Origin of the sequence: Paenibacillus sp. NPDC058898, assembly GCF_049316025.1 — a bacterium.
Lineage (GTDB): Bacteria > Bacillota > Bacilli > Paenibacillales > Paenibacillaceae > Paenibacillus_AQ.
In genome coordinates, this window is record NZ_JBMOSM010000010.1 from 90,091 (window position 1) to 106,600 (window position 16,510).

Sequence of the window (16,510 nt, forward strand, 5' to 3'; positions counted from 1 at the left end):
GGAGAATGTATGAAGGTGTCACATGAACGCGATACACAGCTTGCTATGCACCTGTATCGGGTGTTTGCCAAGTCATTCAAGAGCGTCAACGAACATGTCGTGAATGGCAGTAAAATCGAAGGCTTTAATCCAACTTCATTTGCCGTAATGGAAGTACTGTTCTATAAAGGCCGCCAGCCCATCCAGCAGATCGGGGCACAGCTGCTCCTGCAGAGCGGAAACGTAACCTATGTGGTTGATAAGCTCGTCGAAAAAGGATATGTACGCCGCAAGCCCTGTCCCGAGGACAGAAGAGTGATTTACGCCGAGCTGACTCCGCCCGGAGAACAATTGATGCAGAAGCTTTACCCCCTGCATGAACGTCACATCCAGCATGCCCTGGGTGGATTGGATGAGGAAGAGAAGTATCAACTGATTGGGCTTCTGAGTAAAATGGGCAAACATGCGGAACAGGTGCAAATCGTACGCCAGCAAGGCTGAAAAAACAAAGAGAAGAACCCTTCCTCCTTCTCGGAATCAGGGTTCTTCTTATTAATAAGGGTCTATCTATCATTTCATTGAAGTCTGCGCCTCTTCCGTTTCCGTCTCCGGTTCAGGAGGAGCATTGCGGAAGGCGGCCACGATAAACAAACAGATCACGGCCATTACGGCCATCACCACAAACAGCGAATTCAGACTGCCCTCCAGTATTCCGCTCAGCAGACCGCCTGACCCTTCAGGCAGTTCAGCCATTCCGTGCGGAGAGAGCAATTTGTTAATGTCGTCGCTGGTAATGCCTGCAGCATCCGGCTCCGCCGCAAGTCTGCCCGCAATTCCCGCGTTGACCCATAATCCGAACACCGCTACGCCCACGGTCTGACCGAACGTCCGAATGAAGGAGTTCAGCGCCGTGGACGCTCCCCGAACCTGATAACCCACCGAGGATTGTGCAATGATCTGGAACAACGTCGAGATGTATCCGAAGCCGACGCCATAAATGAAAGTAAAGACCAGCAGCACGCCCAGCGCTGTATCCTTATGCATATAAGCCAACCCCACCGCTCCGATCATTAGGAATACGACGCCGATAATCGCCGTTTTCCGGGAGCCGGATTTAACGATCAAACGGCCGCTGATAATCGAACCGATGAGCCATCCGATCGACATCGGGGCCAATGTCAGTCCCGACAAGGTCGCGTTGCCGCCTCGAACGCCTTGAATCCACAGCGGCAAATACGTGGTCAACCCGATGATAAGCGCGCTGACCAGAATGTTGGCCACCGTCGATACCGTAATATCCCTGATCTTGAACAGATGCAGCGGCAGCATCGGCTCCTTCACCCTACTCTCCACTACCAGGAACGCAAGAAGCAGCACCACGGAACCGATAATCAGACTGAGCATGAATGGAGAAGTCCAGGAATAGGTCTCTCCGCCTCCTACCGCGAGCGCAAATAGCAGCGCTGTCATCCCAACGGTAAACAGAGCCGCTCCCCCGTAATCGATCGACACCTCGCGGATGGTGCGTTCCTCTTTGAAATAACGGAAAATCAGCCATATCGATAACAGCGCAAACGGTACATTAAAGACAAAGATCCAGTGCCAGGACAGGTAATCGACAAAATAACCGCCAAGCAGCGGGCCGATCAGAGAGGAGATTCCCCATACGGAGCTGATCATCCCCTGAATTTTACCGCGCTCCTCCAGATTGTAAATATCTCCAACAATCGTGAAGGTCACCGGAATCACGGCGCCCGCCCCGATCCCTTGGATCGCCCTGAATATGATCAGCTGCGTCATGTTCTGCGACAGGCCGCACAGTAATGAGCCTACGAGAAAGATCAGCGAGCCGTATAAAAATACGGGCTTGCGTCCATATAAATCGCTTATTTTACCGAAGATCGGCGTCGTCACAGCCATCGTCAGCAGATAGGCCGTAAAGATCCAGCTCATCAGACTCACGCTGCCGAAGCTGCTGATAATCGCCGGACCTGCCGGACCGACAACCGTTCCCTCGATCGCAGCCATAAAGGTGGATAACAGAATACCGACCAAGATATAACCGCGTTTGTCTTGTTTTAATACACCCACGTTCCTTCGTCCCCTTTACTCTAGACAGCCCCGGCATAATCCCAGACCTGCTGCAACAGGTTTCTGGCATGTATCCTTAATAGAGAAAATAAGGTGCGCCCGGGGCCAACAGCATAAAAAGCGCCTCCCGATACCAGGAGCGCTTTCATATCATGTAATATTTCCTATTATAAAGGTTACCTTGAAGGTTGCACAGTCACTTTTTCCCGCTCTTCAGATGAATGAACGATGTAGCATGTTTCTTCATGAGTTCTGGATCGTGAGTGATCATCAATATAGCCGAGCCTTCCCCAATGACAAAATGACACAGCTCGATCACCTTATCGATGGCGGCATAGTCCATCCCGGAGGTCGGCTCGTCCAGGATGTACAGCGATCTCTCCAGCATCAATTGGCTGATGATGCTCAGAAGGCGCTTCTCACCCTGACTGAGCAGGTAGGGTGACATCTGAAGCCGATCCGCAAGTCCCGCCTTCTCCAACAGGAACCTCGCTCGTTGCTGTTGGCTGGCAGACAGCTCCGGACGCTTCTTCATGGGCAGCCCTCCATGAAGACTGTAGATCAGCTCCTCCCATACATTCGGGGCGGTAAACATATATTCCGGCTGCTGGAACACATAACCGATCATCTCGGCTCTGCGGTAGACGGCCATTCCCTTCGTATCTTCCCCTTGCCAGCGTATACTGCCTGCCGGAGCGGGCAGCAGCCCCATGATCAGACGGCTGAGGGTTGTTTTGCCAGAGCCGTTCTCCCCCGTTAACAGCACCCAGTCGCCGGGGTAAATGTTCGCATGGATATCATACAGCGCCTCCCGGCCCCCGGGATAGGCAAATGTTAGCGAATCGACCTCGAGCAGCGGGGAGGCGGCAGACTCCCTACCGCCTTCTGCATGGGGTACCGCCGCAGGCATGGCACCTGCGGCGATCGGCTTGCCCGCATGGCGCGCAGCCAATTGCGGGGGAGTCGCCGCCGGGACAGGATTGTCTCCGGCGGACGCACCCGCTGCCTCGCCTGCGGGCCGAGGCAGCAAGCCCAACTGCACTAGCTGCTCCCCGCAGCGGTGCAGCAGCTCCTCCGGCGGACCGTCAAGCACGACGGTCCCGCCATCCAGGACGATGACGCGCTGCGCGGCGCGCGCGACATCGTCAAAGCGGCCGGACGCGGTGACAAGCGTCCGGCCCTCCGCCTGCAGCTTATGGCACAGCTGCAGGAAGTTCGCTTGCGCCGCGGCATCCAGGCTGGCGCAGGCGTCGTCGAAGACGAAGAGCCGCGGGCGCAGCGCCAGCACCGCGGCAATGGCCGTCCGCTGCCGCTGTCCGCCGGACAGGCTGCGCACCGGATCCATCCGGCGCTCCAGCAACTCGACCGCCGTAAGGGAGTGCACCACCCGCTCCTCGATCTCCGCGGGTGAAACCCGCATATTTTCAGGACCGAAGGCCGCCTCGTCCTCTACGATGCCTTGAACGAGCTGCGCATCCGGATCCTGAAACAATACCCCTACCGCCTCGGCCACGTCGGCAATCGGCGCCGCTGCAGGATCAATGCCATCCAGCAGCACTTCCCCAGTTCTTGTGCCTCCGCCGCTCCGCGGAAGAAGGCCGCACACCAGCTGGCAAAGCGTCGACTTCCCGCTGCCGCTTGCCCCAAGGATAGCGACCCACCCGTTCTGCTCGATCTCCAGATGGAGATCCTGTATAACCGGGCGCTCTTCTCCATCATAGATAAACCCGAGTTCCCGGCATGTTACCGTTGTTCCCGACATGGAACTATCCCTTCACGGCGACGGCAAACCGGCGAAGCAGGCCTGTCCTCACTAACGCCTCTCCTAACACTTTGGTTAACAGACCACAGAGAAGCACGCCGCTCAGAATGCGCACAACCAGCGCGATGCCAAGCACTTCAAGCGGCCAGGACGTATATCCGAACATATTGGCCGCGAATAGGAACCATAACGGTACCATCGCGCCGCCAACCAGCATGAGCACGCCGGCACTCCACTTTTTGTGGCGGTAGATGGCAAAAATCGTCTCTGCCACGATCATATAGCAGCCTGCGGCCACAAAACACGAAGCGATGCCGTATACCGTGCCCGTCAGAGCCTGTATCGTGCCGCCGATCGCAAACGTGACAACCGCCGTTCCCGGTTTACGAATGATGTAATAGGCCAAGAGCCCATATACCATGTAGATGCCCGTCGTCGTCGAGGTTGCGATGGGTCCGCCAAGACTGTTCAGCAGCTTGTTAACTGGCCCTATGTAAACAGTTAGAACAGCATTGACGGCAGCGAGCATCGCCATCAGAATAATTTCCTGCGTCGTAAAAGCAAACCATTTTTTTGGGGATGATGATGAATTCAAATGTAGTCCTCCTTATTTCCAGCCATGGGCGGCTGTACTAGCGCTTTCGAATGCTTCATTTCATATTTTGCATGCTTCAGCCCTTAACGTCAACCTAATTTTTATTATTATTGGTTAACAATTTAGACAATCCACCACACGAAAACGGTTGCCAGTACATACATGACAGCCGATATGACCGCCCAAGATGGGATGTTAACCTCCGTGCGGTACGTTCGGTCCGGATACGCGCCAAAACCTTTGGACTCCATGGCACCCGCCGTTTGCTGCACACGCCGCAGTGCATTGAGCAGTACAGCCGATACAAACTTCAAGCCGTAGCGCACTCGGTTACCGAGGCCCCTGGGAGGTCGATGGCCCCTTACTTGCTGGGCAGCCAGAATATGAGTTCCCTCTTCCTCCAACAGCGGGATGAAGGTTAGCGCAGCAGATATGCCAAACGCAAACCGATAAGGGATTCGAAGACGTCGGGTTAATTCAGCTACCAGTTCTCTCGGATCTGTCGTCAAGATATAAGCCATCGAGGTTAGAAACAAGGTAAACATCCGGAGCGTCATGGCACCCGCAGCGTTTAACGCCTCCACCGTCAGGGAGATGGGTCCCCACTGCAGCCATACCGTCTCTCCTGTGACCGTCAGGCTGGTCAGAATGAAATAGGGCACGGCAACCATCGCAATCAGCCGGATCCCACCCAGCAGCCGTTTGCCTGATACCCGGCCCGCAAATCGGGCTTGTCCGATGCATAGCAGGAGGAATACTGCCTGCTGCCAGGCCTGATGAAGCAGCATGGCTATCACAGCGGTACAAAATAATATCACCAGCTTGCTTAATGGATCATATCGATGAAGAAGCGCGTTCCCCTTCTCATATTGAATCAGCATATTACAACTCCTGCCTCTCTATCGGCCAATCTTTTCTTAATCGCGAAAAAACGACGGCATCCACATAACCGCTTGGCGTATGGCGATAATCCCGCAATAGTCCTTCGCGCGTATAGCCGATCCCCGTAAACCATCTACATGCCCGTTCATTTCTCGGATCAACAAAAGCTTCAATCCGGTTTAGTCCCATGGATGTGTACCCAAATGCCGCAACCATTTCGGCCGCCTCCGACATGAAGCCCTGCCCCCAATAAGCGCTTGTGAGCTCACAGCCGAACTCGCCCTTGAATGCGCCCTCCAGCTGCCAAATATTAAACCCACAGCTGCCGATCAATTGGCCGGTGTCGATGACTTCGATGCCCCATCGGATGGCTTCGTCCTGCTCGGCAAGCAGATGCAGCCAATGAATCAATGCCTTTGCATCCTCAGCCGAATGCATGGCAGGCAAATCCAGAAAAGCGCTCGTCTTCGGATCGGACCAACAGCGCAGCATCGCTTCCGCATCATCCGCCTCCATCCTTCGCAGCCGTATTCGCCCGCCATTTATTTCCGGAATGATTCCCTCGCAAACATACATGGCTTTCCCACCTCCTTGCAAAAAAACTGACTTGTATGGGCTGTTTCCGGTGATACTATGTGCGTGTATAAAAGAGTATAGCGAATATTTAATCCGTGTCCTGGTCATCCATCTGCATCTCAGAACCTAGATGTATCTATATTGATGGATTCGGGAGGCTTCCGTCAATACGCATGTTACGGCCCCCCTTGTACAGTACGGAAGAAGGAGGAAAATCATCTGAGTATGTATATCGCGATTGTCTTGCTGTTCACCGTCGTTATCATTGCCGCTGCCATTACACAAATCGGATATCTGCAAATTACAAGGATGAGAGTAAAGAACGATCTCAAGCTGTTCAATGTTCTCGAAAAAGCCGGACTATACAGCAGAAAGCAATATGAGTCGCTTCAGAAGAACGAAGTGGTTATCACGAGTTTTGACGGATTGAAGCTGTGCGGCGCAGCCATTGAGAACAATCCCGGCTCCAAGCATTGGATGCTTCTCGCTCACGGTTATACCGGATCCCGAGCCGTATCCACTCAATTTATCGATTTGTTCACAGAAGAGGGCTACAATGTACTCCTCATCGATCAACGCCGGCATGGACGAAGCGAAGGACGTTATACCACCTACGGCTACTATGAGAAACACGATGTGCAAGCGTGGGTGCGCTGGCTTATTCGGCAGTATGGCCAGGATGTGGCCATCGGGCTGCATGGTCAATCGCTGGGAGGCGGAACCGTGCTTGAATACTTGTCCATTGCCGAGCCGCAGGTTAAACTTGTCATCGCCGATTGCCCGTATTCCGATTTGACGGATTTAATGCGGCATCAGCTTACGCGCATTAACAAAATCCCTTCGGTGCCGTTCCTGTCTTGGGTCAACGCCAGAATTCGGCGCAAAGCCGGGTTCAGCCTTGATCAAGTCAGTCCGATCCGTGCTGTTCGGAACAGCACGCTGCCGGTTATGTTTATCCATGGCACCAAGGATAATTACGTGCCTACCCGAATGAGTATCGACATGTTCGAGGCTAAACCGGACCCGAAAAAACTTCTTCTTATCGAAGGCGCTATCCATGCGAACGCTTATCATGTTGATCCCAAGTTATATCGGGAAAGCGTGCATTCTTTCCTTCGCGAACATATTGATCAGCCCGTGAGAGTACCGCAGGCGGAAGCTGAACGAGCAACGCAGCCGGAAAAAGAAACTGCACCTGCACCCCATCCTTTCCAGCTGGAGTTGGAAGGCTCGCTTGAAACGATATAGTCCGCTGGCTCTAACCCTTTCTTATCCCTTCAAAGAAGCCCCCGCCTGCACGCATAAAAACCAGCGTGAGTCGGGGGCTTCTTCTAATGTTATGCTCCTGTTATCTACTTACGCCATGGAGTCTGCCTTCTTGGGATTCACCGGTTTAAGCACTTCATCGCAAAGCTCCTTAAGCCTGCTCTGGATTTCCTTGAACTCCTCGATTCCGGCTCCCGTGAGGCTGTATCCTTCACCGTGCGCCGTCAGGAAGTTCTCCTCGGTCAAACGTTCGAGCTCATGCTTAACCTCCCTATCGCCAACCTTATATCCATGGCGCTCCAACTCGGGCTGCATTTCGCTGATCGTAAGGTCCCGCTCATGGGCGTGATAGAGCATATGAATACCGATAAACAAATTCTGTACGTCTGCCCGCATTAAGGTTCTCTCCCTCCACCTGATTAAATTGATACCTGGTCATGTCATACATTACCCTTGCGTCTGGAAGAGGAATCAGTTGGATTCACTTAGAGCTTTCTTCCTCTTGGCTTGTCTCTTGACGAATATCATATACTTATACTAAGGTGATGGAACCAACGCGAAAATAAAGGAAGGGCGGATAATCACATGTTTCAAAACACACCCTACGAAGGCACCCGGAGCGAGCAATATGCCCAGGTCCTGAACCAGCTAAAAGCACTTATACACGATGAGCCCAATGCCATTGCCAATTTGTCCAATGCCTCGGCGCTGCTCAAGCAGTTTCTGTCCGATACGAATTGGGTCGGCTTCTATCTCTATGATGGTAAAGAACTGGTGCTCGGGCCGTTCCAAGGACTGCCCGCTTGCATTCGGATTCCAATGAATCGTGGCGTTTGCGGCACGGCTGCGGCTGAACAGACGACACTGCTAGTTGCCGACGTACATGAATTCCCCGGGCACATTGCCTGTGATGCAGCTTCGAACAGCGAGATTGTTGTTCCGATCATGGTGGATGGCGCACTGTATGGCGTTCTCGATATCGATAGTCCGCTAAAGAACCGTTTCGATCAGGAGGATCAAGCTTTTCTGGAGGAGTTTGTCCATATATTGGAAGGTCAGCTCGCTTTATAATCAGGATGTTTTTACGTATTCTTCCGTACACTAATCAAGGATTTGAAACCACAATTCTTAGGAGGAATACAAGCTATGTATCAAATGAATAACAACAACTCGCAAATTTCGCAGCAAATTCGTCAGTGCGAGCAAATTCTTCAGCAGTTGACCCAGCAAACACAGCAGGGTTCGGCTATGTACCAGCAGCTGATGCAGCAAGAGCAGCAAAATGCAGCCCGCCTGGAAGAGCTCGCTCAACGTGAGCGCCAAGCGGCACAGATGATCCAGTCTGCCCTTCAAGGACATCAACAGGCGATGCAGCAGTATCAGCAAATCTCCCAAATCGTTAGACAAGTCGAGAATTCCGTGCAAGCTCACAACCAAACACAACACATTCAGCCTTCATTTGGCCAACAGGGTTTCCCTAACACACATCAAGGCCAAGGCTTCCAATAAGAATGTCAAACGGGGTATCTCATAGGTCGATAAGACCTAACGAGATACCCCTTCTATCGTTATCTACTTCTTCTCTTTGTTATCTACTTCTTCTCTTCACTTACTCTGAATTCGATCTCAGCTTGTATCTTATACCTCTTTGGCTCTTCCCCGTTCGAACCGCCCTTATTCACGCCTTGTGACTGTGAATCCATCACGAAATCCGCGGATCCGTATACAACGTAATCCCCAGCTGGAAAGCCATTCTGCAGGGAATGGATGAAATCTTTGAACCTCTTGTCGTCACTGCTGTCGTAACCACCGCCGATTTGATAATATTCGCGCAGTGGCTCGCCCTTTTTCAGCGTGGTTGTAATATAGGGCTCATTCATGGCATAACTGATGTTGTAGTCCCTTGTGAGCTCTTTCATCGGGAAATAAAAGGCGGAGGCCGCATGGCCGATCGTAACCTCATCCAACTCGCCGACATACTCCAGCTCCGCGTATACTCGAACCTGATCTCCATGCTCGTACTGCTCCTTCTCGCTAACGAGGCGATATACGAAGTCCCCGTCAGGAACTTCCGCATAATGTCCCCTGGCAGCTATATTCAATGGAGGATCAGATGGAGCCGCCCCTAGCGTCTCCTGCTTCACACAACCTGTTAGCATCAACATCAAGATAAACCCCATATAAAGGTACCTTTTCATCTTCATTTTCACCTCAACTTCCAGACGGATGGTCAGAGGGCAATGTTGCACAGAACTGCAAAAAAGCCGTATCCAAAACTCCTCAGAATTGCGAAGTTTTGGATCGACTTATAGTCAAACTGTTCTATTTATGGCAGCCTGAGTTTTTTGACGGCCACAGAACTGCTTCGAATTTCAAGACTCATAAATGTTCTTTATCCGTCCCACCTGGCCATCTTGAAGGCGTACTTTTATGCCATGCGGATGGTTCGGGGAATTGGTCAGAATATCCTTGACCACGCCGCGGGTTAATTTGCCCGTTCGCTGATCCTGCTTCAATACGATATCAACCTCAAGTCCCGGTTTGATATTGGAACGCTGCCCACCGTTCATCGTTGTCCCTCCTGTCCATTTCTTGATGCTGTCCATTCTCTATTGTCCACCTTACTGAAATCAAGGTTGAAAAGCAAATTCCAAACAACAAAGGACTGCCCGTTAAAGATCATTCAGATCTTCGAATCGGACAGTCCTTCTATCTCATTCTAAGTACGGGCACATACCCAATGAAAAATTATGATGCGCTACAGGACGCTTCCGCCATGCATGAAGCGATTTTTCCAGGAATCACCGAAGTTACCTACAAGGACACCACCGGATTGTTTCGAGTACGTATGCAGCAGCTTGTTGTCTCCCAGGTATATCGCTACATGCGTAATCCGTTGTTTGGACTTGTCCAATCCGGCATAAGCGGAAGCCGATGAACCTTTGTAACTCATGAAGAATACAAGATCCCCGCGCTTTAATTGATTGACGTTGTAAACAGCCGTTCCTTTATCCTTGACGTATTGCCCTTGTTTGCGGGAATCGCTTGGCAGCGTAATGTTAGCGCCGTCCATGAATGCGCGGCGAACAAAAGCGGAGCAGTCAAAGGTCTTCGTTGAATTCCGGTTAGAACTGAATTCGTACGGCGTGCCAAGATACTTCATGCCTGCACTGATTACTTTTTCAACGCTGGCGCTGGCAGAAGGCGCAGTACTTCCCGAATTGCCGGAATTGTTAGAAGAGCCGCTGCTTTGGTTAATATATTTAGACGAAGCATATCCTTGCTTGCCGTCCGAAGTTTTGATCTTATACCAGCCTGAGCTCTTACCCAGAATTTGAACGCGGTCACCCTTATGCACGCGGTCAACGACTTTACCCGAAGTCGAAGCCTTATTGCGCATATACACATTCGAGCTTGCCACGCCGTTTGTTGCAGACTGCACGCTGGCAGCAGCCACTTCATTCACAGACCCATATCCGTAAGAACCAAGAACCGCTGCTGATAGAAGCGCTCCGGCCATCAATTGTTTAAAGCTTTTTTTCGAGAAAATAATGATCTCCCCCATCTCGTTAGATTGTGGAATGACGAAATTGTCATTTTCGTGATCCCGCAATCATTATAGACAGGCCATGTCTCGGGACGCATGCTACCATCCTCACAAAAACGCATGCCAACTATTGGTAAAGAGGGGGACTATAGTCTCTTTTTATGCTTAAATTTAGTATAAATAGATTATTATAGAAATAATACATGCCAAAATAACCCAACCAGCCCGGTATAACAAACGCCGGAATTCTCTGTTGGGTCTTTCTACTTACCATATATACGTATTTTTTCTTACTATTGTTGCAGGAGAGTATATATTGCGATCCTTCCTACAGCTAAAAAAGCCTGTCCAGACGGGTATCCCCATCTGACAGACTTTAGTTTATCGTACATCCTAAATTTCATTCCACTACAATTTTGTAAACATTTGACCTTACGGCCTCTTGGAATAGAGCGGATACCCAGGGTTTTCCGGTACGTCAATCAGGATAACCCTGACATTGTCTTGCGCCTTAAGGCTTAGCGTCTCGCCCAGCTTTGTATCCATTACCATAAAGTCCCGCTGTCGAAATTGAAGGCTTTCCTCTTCGGCACAAAAGCTGCCAGCTCCCCTTACGGCAAGCACAGCCGCTCTCCTGCCGGACTTCAGTTCATACTGAGCTTCATTACCAGCCAGAATCTGAATATCCAGCATCCTCACATCTACGGATAAATCGGTTGGTGCAGAACCGCCAATCATCGTTTTGACCAGTCCACCCTGTATGCGGGTTACCGGGAAGGAATCCGGTCGATACTGACGACAGGCAGGATTCTGTTTCAATGAATCGCGAAGATACGGCTCGAACCAAATCTGAAATCCTTCTGCATCCGGTCCAGTCAAACGTTCCTCGTGTGTTAGCCCGGAACCGGCCCTCATCAATTGCAGGCCTCCAGGCCCCAACTCACTGTGCGTGCCATGCGAATCCTTATGAACGCCCTTTCCCTGAATCATATAAGTCACGATTTCAAAACCCTGATGGGGATGAGGCGCAATATAACCTTCGACGGGCGAACGGAACCAGGACCAATAGAATAGTGGCCCCACCCGGGTCACGGCAGACCCTTCTCCGGAGAAACCGATCGGCTTCTGCTCCGTTATCCTTCCTCCATCGAGAGAGTCCGTGCTCTGATTCTCGGGTGGATATACATTTCCTATCATGTCCAGTCTCCTCCTTTCACCCATCCATGATGGACCTTGAACAGGTGCTCCATTGATTATCTCGGCTTTAAGATAGTATCAACGATAACAGAATATATATCAACATCCTTAAATTCCCTTCTTGCGGATGCATATTTGCGAATCACTTTTCAGTTTATTTTCAGTTCACGTTCAGTCTTCATTCAGCTAGAGCACGTATGATAAAGTTGAAGGAATGAGATAAGGGGAGTTTTGTGCTATGGAATCAACGCATCGTATTCGTGTTTTGCTAGTGGACGACGAGCCGCATATCCTGCAGTTTCTGGAGCTTGGTCTCCAAAATGAAGGGTTTGAGGTGCGAACGGCCCCGGATGGGGAACGTGCGATAATGGAAGCAAGCCGCTTCGAGCCGCATATCATCGTTCTGGATGTGATGATGCCGGGAATGGACGGACTTTCTGTATGCAGACGGTTGAAAGAGGAGGCGCGGGATGTCGCGATCATTATGCTTACCGCGAAGGACGAGATTGATGACCGTGTGAAGGGCCTCATGATCGGAGCGGATGATTACATGGCCAAGCCTTTCAGTTTCGAAGAGCTGCTTGCCCGAATTCAAGCAAGGCTGCGCAATCAGTTCCCGAGCCTGCTGGGTGAAATTCGGCTTGGCCCATTCACCATCGATGACCGGAAGAAGGAAATTGCATACCAGGGGGAGGCCCTTGAGCTGTCGCCCACGGAGTATAAGCTGCTTAATCTGCTTGTGACCAAACACGGCAGCGTTTTGAGTAAAACGAACATTTTGAATATTGTGTGGGATTACGACTTTGGCGGAGAGGATAACATCGTTGAGGTTTATATCCGATCCCTGCGCGAGAAGCTCGGTGATAAAGAACACCGGGTCATTCGCACGCTTCGCGGAGCCGGCTACCGGGTCGATTTGCCATGAGTTTGCGAAACCGTACACGTTCATCCGGGCCTACGTCTCTACGTACGCAGCTCCTGTCACGATCCCTCATCGTCTTGGCTCTTCTGCTTGTGCTGATCGGCGCATTGCAATATGTGTTAATGAAAAACGCCCTGTTCCGCAATCAAGCCGAGGCGCTTTCCCTTCAGGCTCGGTCGATCCCCGTGGAGCTATGGGAGGCTGATCGGGAGCCGCGTAACCGGCCTGCAGGGCGCAATAACGAAGCCCTCCCGGAAAATCCCCGTCAGGGAGACAGACCTATGTTTTTTCTGCCGAATATGTCGCTTGCCAAGATCGAAGCCGGCGGAGGCTACACCGACCTGGCCGCTGACAACGGTCTGTCCGCACCACGGCTGACAGCTGAGGTTTATTCAGCGATCCTGGAGAAATTCCAGAAGCGTCTGCCTATTCCGTATGAAGTAATCGAAAATGCCGAGGGCACCGAGCAGATCATTGTCTTTCGCCCTTACGGCAATCCGAGCAGCCCCTCGGGTGTACTGCAGCTTGGATTGGATACGCAGCCCCTGCATGCCGTTCTGCTGCGGCAGCTGCTGATTTTCGCCGTACTGGCTTTACTGGCCATGGCTGCAGGGGTTGCATTGTACCTGCCTTTGCTGCGCCGAACGCTCCACCCCCTGAACCGAATGGTCGAAGCGGTAAAACGCACAGACGCCGGGAACTTGGCGGAGCGTTTTCCTGCCGTGCAGGGTCAACGGGAGATTGACCGCTTGGCCGAATCGTTTAACGGCATGCTGGAAAGGCTCGAAGATGCGTTTGAAACGGAACGCGAAGCCAAAGAGCAGATGCGGAGGTTTATTGCCGATGCTTCCCATGAGCTGCGAACGCCGCTCACTTCCATTCACGGCTTTCTGGAGGTGCTTGGCCGCGGCGCTGCCGACAACCCGGAGCAGCTGCATGCTGCACTATCCAGCATGCACGGGGAATCTAAGCGCATGAAGAAATTGGTCGAGGATTTGCTTCTGTTAGCCAAGCTTGACCGCAAGCCGGAGCTCCATCTGCAGGCAACCCGGCTGGATCAGCTGCTGCTTGAGATGGAGCCCCATCTGAGGATGCTTGCCCAAGGCAGGATTGTAACGATTCAAGCGGTACCGGTGCTGTGCCAGTGTGACCCCGATAAGATCAAACAGGTCATCTATAACCTGTTTCATAATGCGGTACAGCATACCGATTCTGCCATAGGGCGGATTACCCTTACGGTTAATAAAACCAAGGAACAGGCCGTACTGCTGGTTAGCGATAATGGAGCGGGGATTCCGGAGGAGCATCTGCCCCATCTGTTCGAGCGGTTCTACCGCATCGATGAATCCCGGACCAGACAGCACGGTGGTGCGGGTCTTGGATTATCCATTACCCAATCCATCATTGCCGCACATGGCGGTCAGATGAGCGTGGACAGCACGGTGAACCAAGGAACGGTTTTTCGTGCCGAGTGGCCGGGTATCATTCAGTCCTTAGCCTGAAATCCCCCTTCCCAAGCTCCGGCGGGACCACCACCAATGACGAGAACATCGGCCGTCAGTTTGAGTTCCTCATTTGCACGCAATCGATGATCCCCCCTCCTTGATTGCTAAATAATATGAGATCATAACAACAAAAAAAGGAGATCATGAAGGATGCTCATGATCTCCAGTAGACTGGTCGATTGAATTTATCATAGTTATTCGATCGGAATTATCAAGTATACTATCAGCAGATGTGTGGTAACGTATTTTTCCTTATATCCTGACAATTTGGTACAATACACTCGGTACTAGAAGAATGTAAAATGAAGGGACTATGATCGATATGTTCAAAATCTTTATTGTCGAAGACGATACCGGGCTGGTCAACCTGCTGAAAGAGTATCTTCATAAATTCGGTTACATGACGCAGTCCGTTCATGATTTCGAGACGGTACGCGATCAATTTGAATCGTATGACCCCCACCTTGTGCTTCTGGATATCAATCTGCCAAAATACGACGGATATTACTGGTGCCGCCAGTTCCGAAGCCTCTCCACCTGCCCGATCATCTTCATCTCCGCCCGCGACGGGAAAATGGATCAGGTGATGGCGCTGGAGAACGGTGCCGATGATTATATAACCAAACCCTTTGACTACGAGATTGCCATGGCCAAAATCAAGAGCCAGCTCCGGCGTGCCTACGGCTCTTATGCTGTCGCTCAGAATGAGCGCGTGCTCAGCGTTGCCCGACTCACGCTCGACGTTGAACGCCTCTCCCTGTCGCTTGGGCAGAACCAAACGGAGCTCAGCCATACTGAAGCCAAAATTTTGGACGAGTTAATGAAGAAGCCCGAGCAGATCATCAGCAGGGACCGGCTTCTGGAGAAAATATGGGATGATCAGGCCTTCGTGGACGATAATACGCTGAACGTATACATCACCCGCGTCCGCAAGAAACTTGCTGCCCTTGGGATCGAGGATGGCCTTCAAACCGTGCGCGGTCGCGGCTATCGACTGGTACCGAACTGGGGGGACGAAGCATGAGGCTATTTCTGCAAGAACAACGTCCCTTAATGATTGTCTACATAGCCCAGCTTCTCGTAATAACACTCATTTACAGACTGGATGGCTATCGCAATTTGATGGTTAGTCTGTACGCAGGCATCATCAGCTTGCTGCTGCTTCTCGGCTATCTGGCCTTCCGATTTATAGCCAACCGTTCATTCTATAAACGATTAGAACAGCCGCTCCCGGGAGAATCCCTCACCGGCGAATCCTCGGCAGAATCCTCCCATACCCCGCTCGCCGAAGCGCTTCATCAACTGCTGAAAACCCAGTTCCGGCATTACACCACGGATCTGCATAACTATAAGCATAAGATTGAGGGCCATCTTCAGTTCATCAATCAATGGGCCCACCAGATGAAAACGCCGATTTCGGTCATTCACCTGATTCTTCAGGATGACGATGATCCCCGTTTTGCCGCGATCGGCGACGAGCTGGATCGACTCAAAAAAGGGCTTGATCTGGTGCTGTACACCGCCAGGCTTGATACGTTCGAGCATGACTTTCACGTGGAGAACCTGCCGCTTCAGCGAATCGTCCGGAATGTCACTTCCGAGCAAAAGCGTCTGTTCATCCGGCGGAGAATTTATCCGTCCATCCAGATCGATTCCGGACTAACGGTGGCCACGGACGAGAAATGGCTCTCTTTTGTGCTGACACAGCTGCTGACCAATGCGGTTCGGTATACGCTGAAGGAACAAGGCACCCTCTTTTTTAACGGCTACACCCGGGAGAATCAAGTTGTACTTGAAATCCGGGACGAAGGCATCGGTATTCCCCAAAGCGACCTGCCGCGAGTGTTCGACCCCTATTTCACCGGAGAGAACGGGCGCAGGTTCCAGGAATCGACAGGCATGGGGCTGTTTCTTGTCAAACAAATATGCGATAAGCTAGGACATGCCTTCGAAATCGAATCCAAAGTGGATGAAGGAACGACGGTTCGCATCATTTTTGCGGATTCTTCAGGCCACATTGCACAATAAAGTTCAACGGCAGGCAGGGCAGCGCTTTTTGCCCATTCGGAAACGATAGCAGTGGCAGTTCCTGATCTAACTTGCGGCAGTTAAAGAAACCTTACAAGGTTGTAAGGTAACTGTAAGTTACGAATATGGCATGAACGCGAAGGAATCTTTTACAATGATA

18 protein-coding genes are annotated in these 16,510 nt (G+C 51.5%); 8 read left to right on the forward strand and 10 right to left on the reverse strand.

Going from position 1 to position 16,510, the window contains the following annotated elements; all coding sequences use genetic code 11:
* Window positions 1-9: 9 nt before the first annotated feature.
* Window positions 10-480 carry a MarR family winged helix-turn-helix transcriptional regulator gene (locus ACOZB4_RS23940; protein ID WP_076325923.1) on the forward strand — a complete coding sequence of 157 codons (471 nt, stop codon included), beginning with the start codon at window positions 10-12 and terminating at the stop codon, window positions 478-480.
* A gap of 69 nt (window positions 481-549) precedes the next feature.
* Here the strand turns inward: ACOZB4_RS23940 and ACOZB4_RS23945 are convergent, their stop codons facing one another.
* The 5 genes from ACOZB4_RS23945 to ACOZB4_RS23965 form a co-directional block, all read right to left on the reverse strand.
* A complete protein-coding gene (locus tag ACOZB4_RS23945) occupies window positions 550-2,070 on the reverse strand; it encodes an MDR family MFS transporter (RefSeq protein ID WP_379414517.1) in 1,521 nt (506 codons plus the stop codon).
* A 196-nt stretch (window positions 2,071-2,266) separates the two neighbouring features.
* Entirely contained in the window at window positions 2,267-3,832 is a 1,566-nt protein-coding gene (locus ACOZB4_RS23950) for an ABC transporter ATP-binding protein (protein ID WP_422759665.1), read from the reverse strand.
* 4 nt (window positions 3,833-3,836) lie between these two features.
* Window positions 3,837-4,427, reverse strand: coding sequence for an ECF transporter S component (locus tag ACOZB4_RS23955; protein WP_379416739.1), 591 nt, complete (start codon window positions 4,425-4,427; stop codon window positions 3,837-3,839).
* Between the two features lie 122 nt (window positions 4,428-4,549).
* Window positions 4,550-5,308, reverse strand: a complete 759-nt coding sequence (locus tag ACOZB4_RS23960; protein WP_379416737.1) for an energy-coupling factor transporter transmembrane component T family protein — start codon at window positions 5,306-5,308, stop codon at window positions 4,550-4,552.
* 1 nt (window position 5,309) lies between these two features.
* Window positions 5,310-5,885 (reverse strand): GNAT family N-acetyltransferase, encoded by a 576-nt coding sequence (locus ACOZB4_RS23965; RefSeq protein WP_379416735.1) that lies wholly within the window; start codon window positions 5,883-5,885, stop codon window positions 5,310-5,312.
* Between the two features lie 225 nt (window positions 5,886-6,110).
* Between ACOZB4_RS23965 and ACOZB4_RS23970 the strand changes: the two genes are divergently transcribed.
* Complete coding sequence (locus ACOZB4_RS23970; protein WP_379416733.1) at window positions 6,111-7,133, forward strand: alpha/beta hydrolase; 1,023 nt, start codon at window positions 6,111-6,113, stop codon at window positions 7,131-7,133.
* Between the two features lie 108 nt (window positions 7,134-7,241).
* Here ACOZB4_RS23970 and ACOZB4_RS23975 read toward each other — a convergent pair whose 3' ends face one another.
* Window positions 7,242-7,547 (reverse strand): hypothetical protein, encoded by a 306-nt coding sequence (locus ACOZB4_RS23975; RefSeq protein WP_071221900.1) that lies wholly within the window; start codon window positions 7,545-7,547, stop codon window positions 7,242-7,244.
* Between the two features lie 189 nt (window positions 7,548-7,736).
* On the opposite strand from ACOZB4_RS23975, the gene ACOZB4_RS23980 reads away from it, so the two are divergent.
* The gene (locus ACOZB4_RS23980; protein WP_379416730.1) at window positions 7,737-8,222 is read left to right on the forward strand and encodes a GAF domain-containing protein; all 486 of its coding nucleotides are present in this window, start codon (window positions 7,737-7,739) and stop codon (window positions 8,220-8,222) included.
* Window positions 8,223-8,297: 75 nt separating this feature from the next.
* Complete coding sequence (locus ACOZB4_RS23985) at window positions 8,298-8,660, forward strand: AMP-dependent synthetase and ligase (protein ID WP_098741910.1); 363 nt, start codon at window positions 8,298-8,300, stop codon at window positions 8,658-8,660.
* Between the two features lie 83 nt (window positions 8,661-8,743).
* Here ACOZB4_RS23985 and ACOZB4_RS23990 read toward each other — a convergent pair whose 3' ends face one another.
* The 4 genes from ACOZB4_RS23990 to ACOZB4_RS24005 form a co-directional block, all read right to left on the reverse strand.
* Window positions 8,744-9,316, reverse strand: a complete 573-nt coding sequence (locus tag ACOZB4_RS23990; RefSeq protein WP_422759667.1) for a hypothetical protein — start codon at window positions 9,314-9,316, stop codon at window positions 8,744-8,746.
* A gap of 207 nt (window positions 9,317-9,523) precedes the next feature.
* Window positions 9,524-9,721, reverse strand: a complete 198-nt coding sequence (locus ACOZB4_RS23995; RefSeq protein ID WP_076326037.1) for a YwbE family protein — start codon at window positions 9,719-9,721, stop codon at window positions 9,524-9,526.
* Window positions 9,722-9,909: 188 nt separating this feature from the next.
* A complete protein-coding gene (locus tag ACOZB4_RS24000; RefSeq protein ID WP_379416743.1) occupies window positions 9,910-10,716 on the reverse strand; it encodes a C40 family peptidase in 807 nt (268 codons plus the stop codon).
* Between the two features lie 414 nt (window positions 10,717-11,130).
* The gene (locus ACOZB4_RS24005) at window positions 11,131-11,895 is read right to left on the reverse strand and encodes a pirin family protein (RefSeq protein WP_076325930.1); all 765 of its coding nucleotides are present in this window, start codon (window positions 11,893-11,895) and stop codon (window positions 11,131-11,133) included.
* A gap of 238 nt (window positions 11,896-12,133) precedes the next feature.
* On the opposite strand from ACOZB4_RS24005, the gene ACOZB4_RS24010 reads away from it, so the two are divergent.
* The 4 genes from ACOZB4_RS24010 (at window position 12,134) to ACOZB4_RS24025 (ending at window position 16,350) form a co-directional block, all read left to right on the forward strand.
* Window positions 12,134-12,820 carry a response regulator transcription factor gene (locus tag ACOZB4_RS24010; RefSeq protein WP_379416725.1) on the forward strand — a complete coding sequence of 229 codons (687 nt, stop codon included), beginning with the start codon at window positions 12,134-12,136 and terminating at the stop codon, window positions 12,818-12,820.
* Window positions 12,817-14,319, forward strand: a complete 1,503-nt coding sequence (locus ACOZB4_RS24015; protein ID WP_379416722.1) for a sensor histidine kinase — start codon at window positions 12,817-12,819, stop codon at window positions 14,317-14,319. The genes ACOZB4_RS24010 and ACOZB4_RS24015 overlap by 4 nt, the downstream gene beginning before the upstream one ends.
* Window positions 14,320-14,644: 325 nt before the next feature.
* On the forward strand, window positions 14,645-15,346 hold the full coding sequence (locus ACOZB4_RS24020; protein ID WP_379416720.1) for a response regulator transcription factor: 702 nt from the start codon (window positions 14,645-14,647) through the stop codon (window positions 15,344-15,346).
* Window positions 15,343-16,350 (forward strand): HAMP domain-containing histidine kinase, encoded by a 1,008-nt coding sequence (locus ACOZB4_RS24025; protein ID WP_379416718.1) that lies wholly within the window; start codon window positions 15,343-15,345, stop codon window positions 16,348-16,350. Before ACOZB4_RS24020 ends, ACOZB4_RS24025 begins: the two co-directional genes overlap by 4 nt.
* Window positions 16,351-16,510 lie beyond the last annotated feature (160 nt).

Excerpts from the sequence above, each read along its gene's own strand:
- ACOZB4_RS24020 (WP_379416720.1), top strand. The coding sequence starts at position 14,645 with ATGTTCAAAATCTTTATTGTCGAAGACGATACCGGGCTGGTCAACCTG.
- ACOZB4_RS23960 (WP_379416737.1), bottom strand. The coding sequence starts at position 5,308 with ATGCTGATTCAATATGAGAAGGGGAACGCGCTTCTTCATCGATATGAT.
- ACOZB4_RS24005 (WP_076325930.1), bottom strand. The coding sequence starts at position 11,895 with ATGATAGGAAATGTATATCCACCCGAGAATCAGAGCACGGACTCTCTC.
- ACOZB4_RS23980 (WP_379416730.1), top strand. The coding sequence starts at position 7,737 with ATGTTTCAAAACACACCCTACGAAGGCACCCGGAGCGAGCAATATGCC.
- ACOZB4_RS23970 (WP_379416733.1), top strand. The coding sequence starts at position 6,111 with ATGTATATCGCGATTGTCTTGCTGTTCACCGTCGTTATCATTGCCGCT.
- ACOZB4_RS24015 (WP_379416722.1), top strand. The coding sequence starts at position 12,817 with ATGAGTTTGCGAAACCGTACACGTTCATCCGGGCCTACGTCTCTACGT.
- ACOZB4_RS23975 (WP_071221900.1), bottom strand. The coding sequence starts at position 7,547 with ATGCGGGCAGACGTACAGAATTTGTTTATCGGTATTCATATGCTCTAT.
- ACOZB4_RS23940 (WP_076325923.1), top strand. The coding sequence starts at position 10 with ATGAAGGTGTCACATGAACGCGATACACAGCTTGCTATGCACCTGTAT.
- ACOZB4_RS23965 (WP_379416735.1), bottom strand. The coding sequence starts at position 5,885 with ATGTATGTTTGCGAGGGAATCATTCCGGAAATAAATGGCGGGCGAATA.
- ACOZB4_RS23990 (WP_422759667.1), bottom strand. The coding sequence starts at position 9,316 with ATGTTGATGCTAACAGGTTGTGTGAAGCAGGAGACGCTAGGGGCGGCT.
- ACOZB4_RS23995 (WP_076326037.1), bottom strand. The coding sequence starts at position 9,721 with ATGAACGGTGGGCAGCGTTCCAATATCAAACCGGGACTTGAGGTTGAT.
- ACOZB4_RS24010 (WP_379416725.1), top strand. The coding sequence starts at position 12,134 with ATGGAATCAACGCATCGTATTCGTGTTTTGCTAGTGGACGACGAGCCG.
- ACOZB4_RS24025 (WP_379416718.1), top strand. The coding sequence starts at position 15,343 with ATGAGGCTATTTCTGCAAGAACAACGTCCCTTAATGATTGTCTACATA.
- ACOZB4_RS23950 (WP_422759665.1), bottom strand. The coding sequence starts at position 3,832 with ATGTCGGGAACAACGGTAACATGCCGGGAACTCGGGTTTATCTATGAT.
- ACOZB4_RS24000 (WP_379416743.1), bottom strand. The coding sequence starts at position 10,716 with ATGGGGGAGATCATTATTTTCTCGAAAAAAAGCTTTAAACAATTGATG.
- ACOZB4_RS23985 (WP_098741910.1), top strand. The coding sequence starts at position 8,298 with ATGTATCAAATGAATAACAACAACTCGCAAATTTCGCAGCAAATTCGT.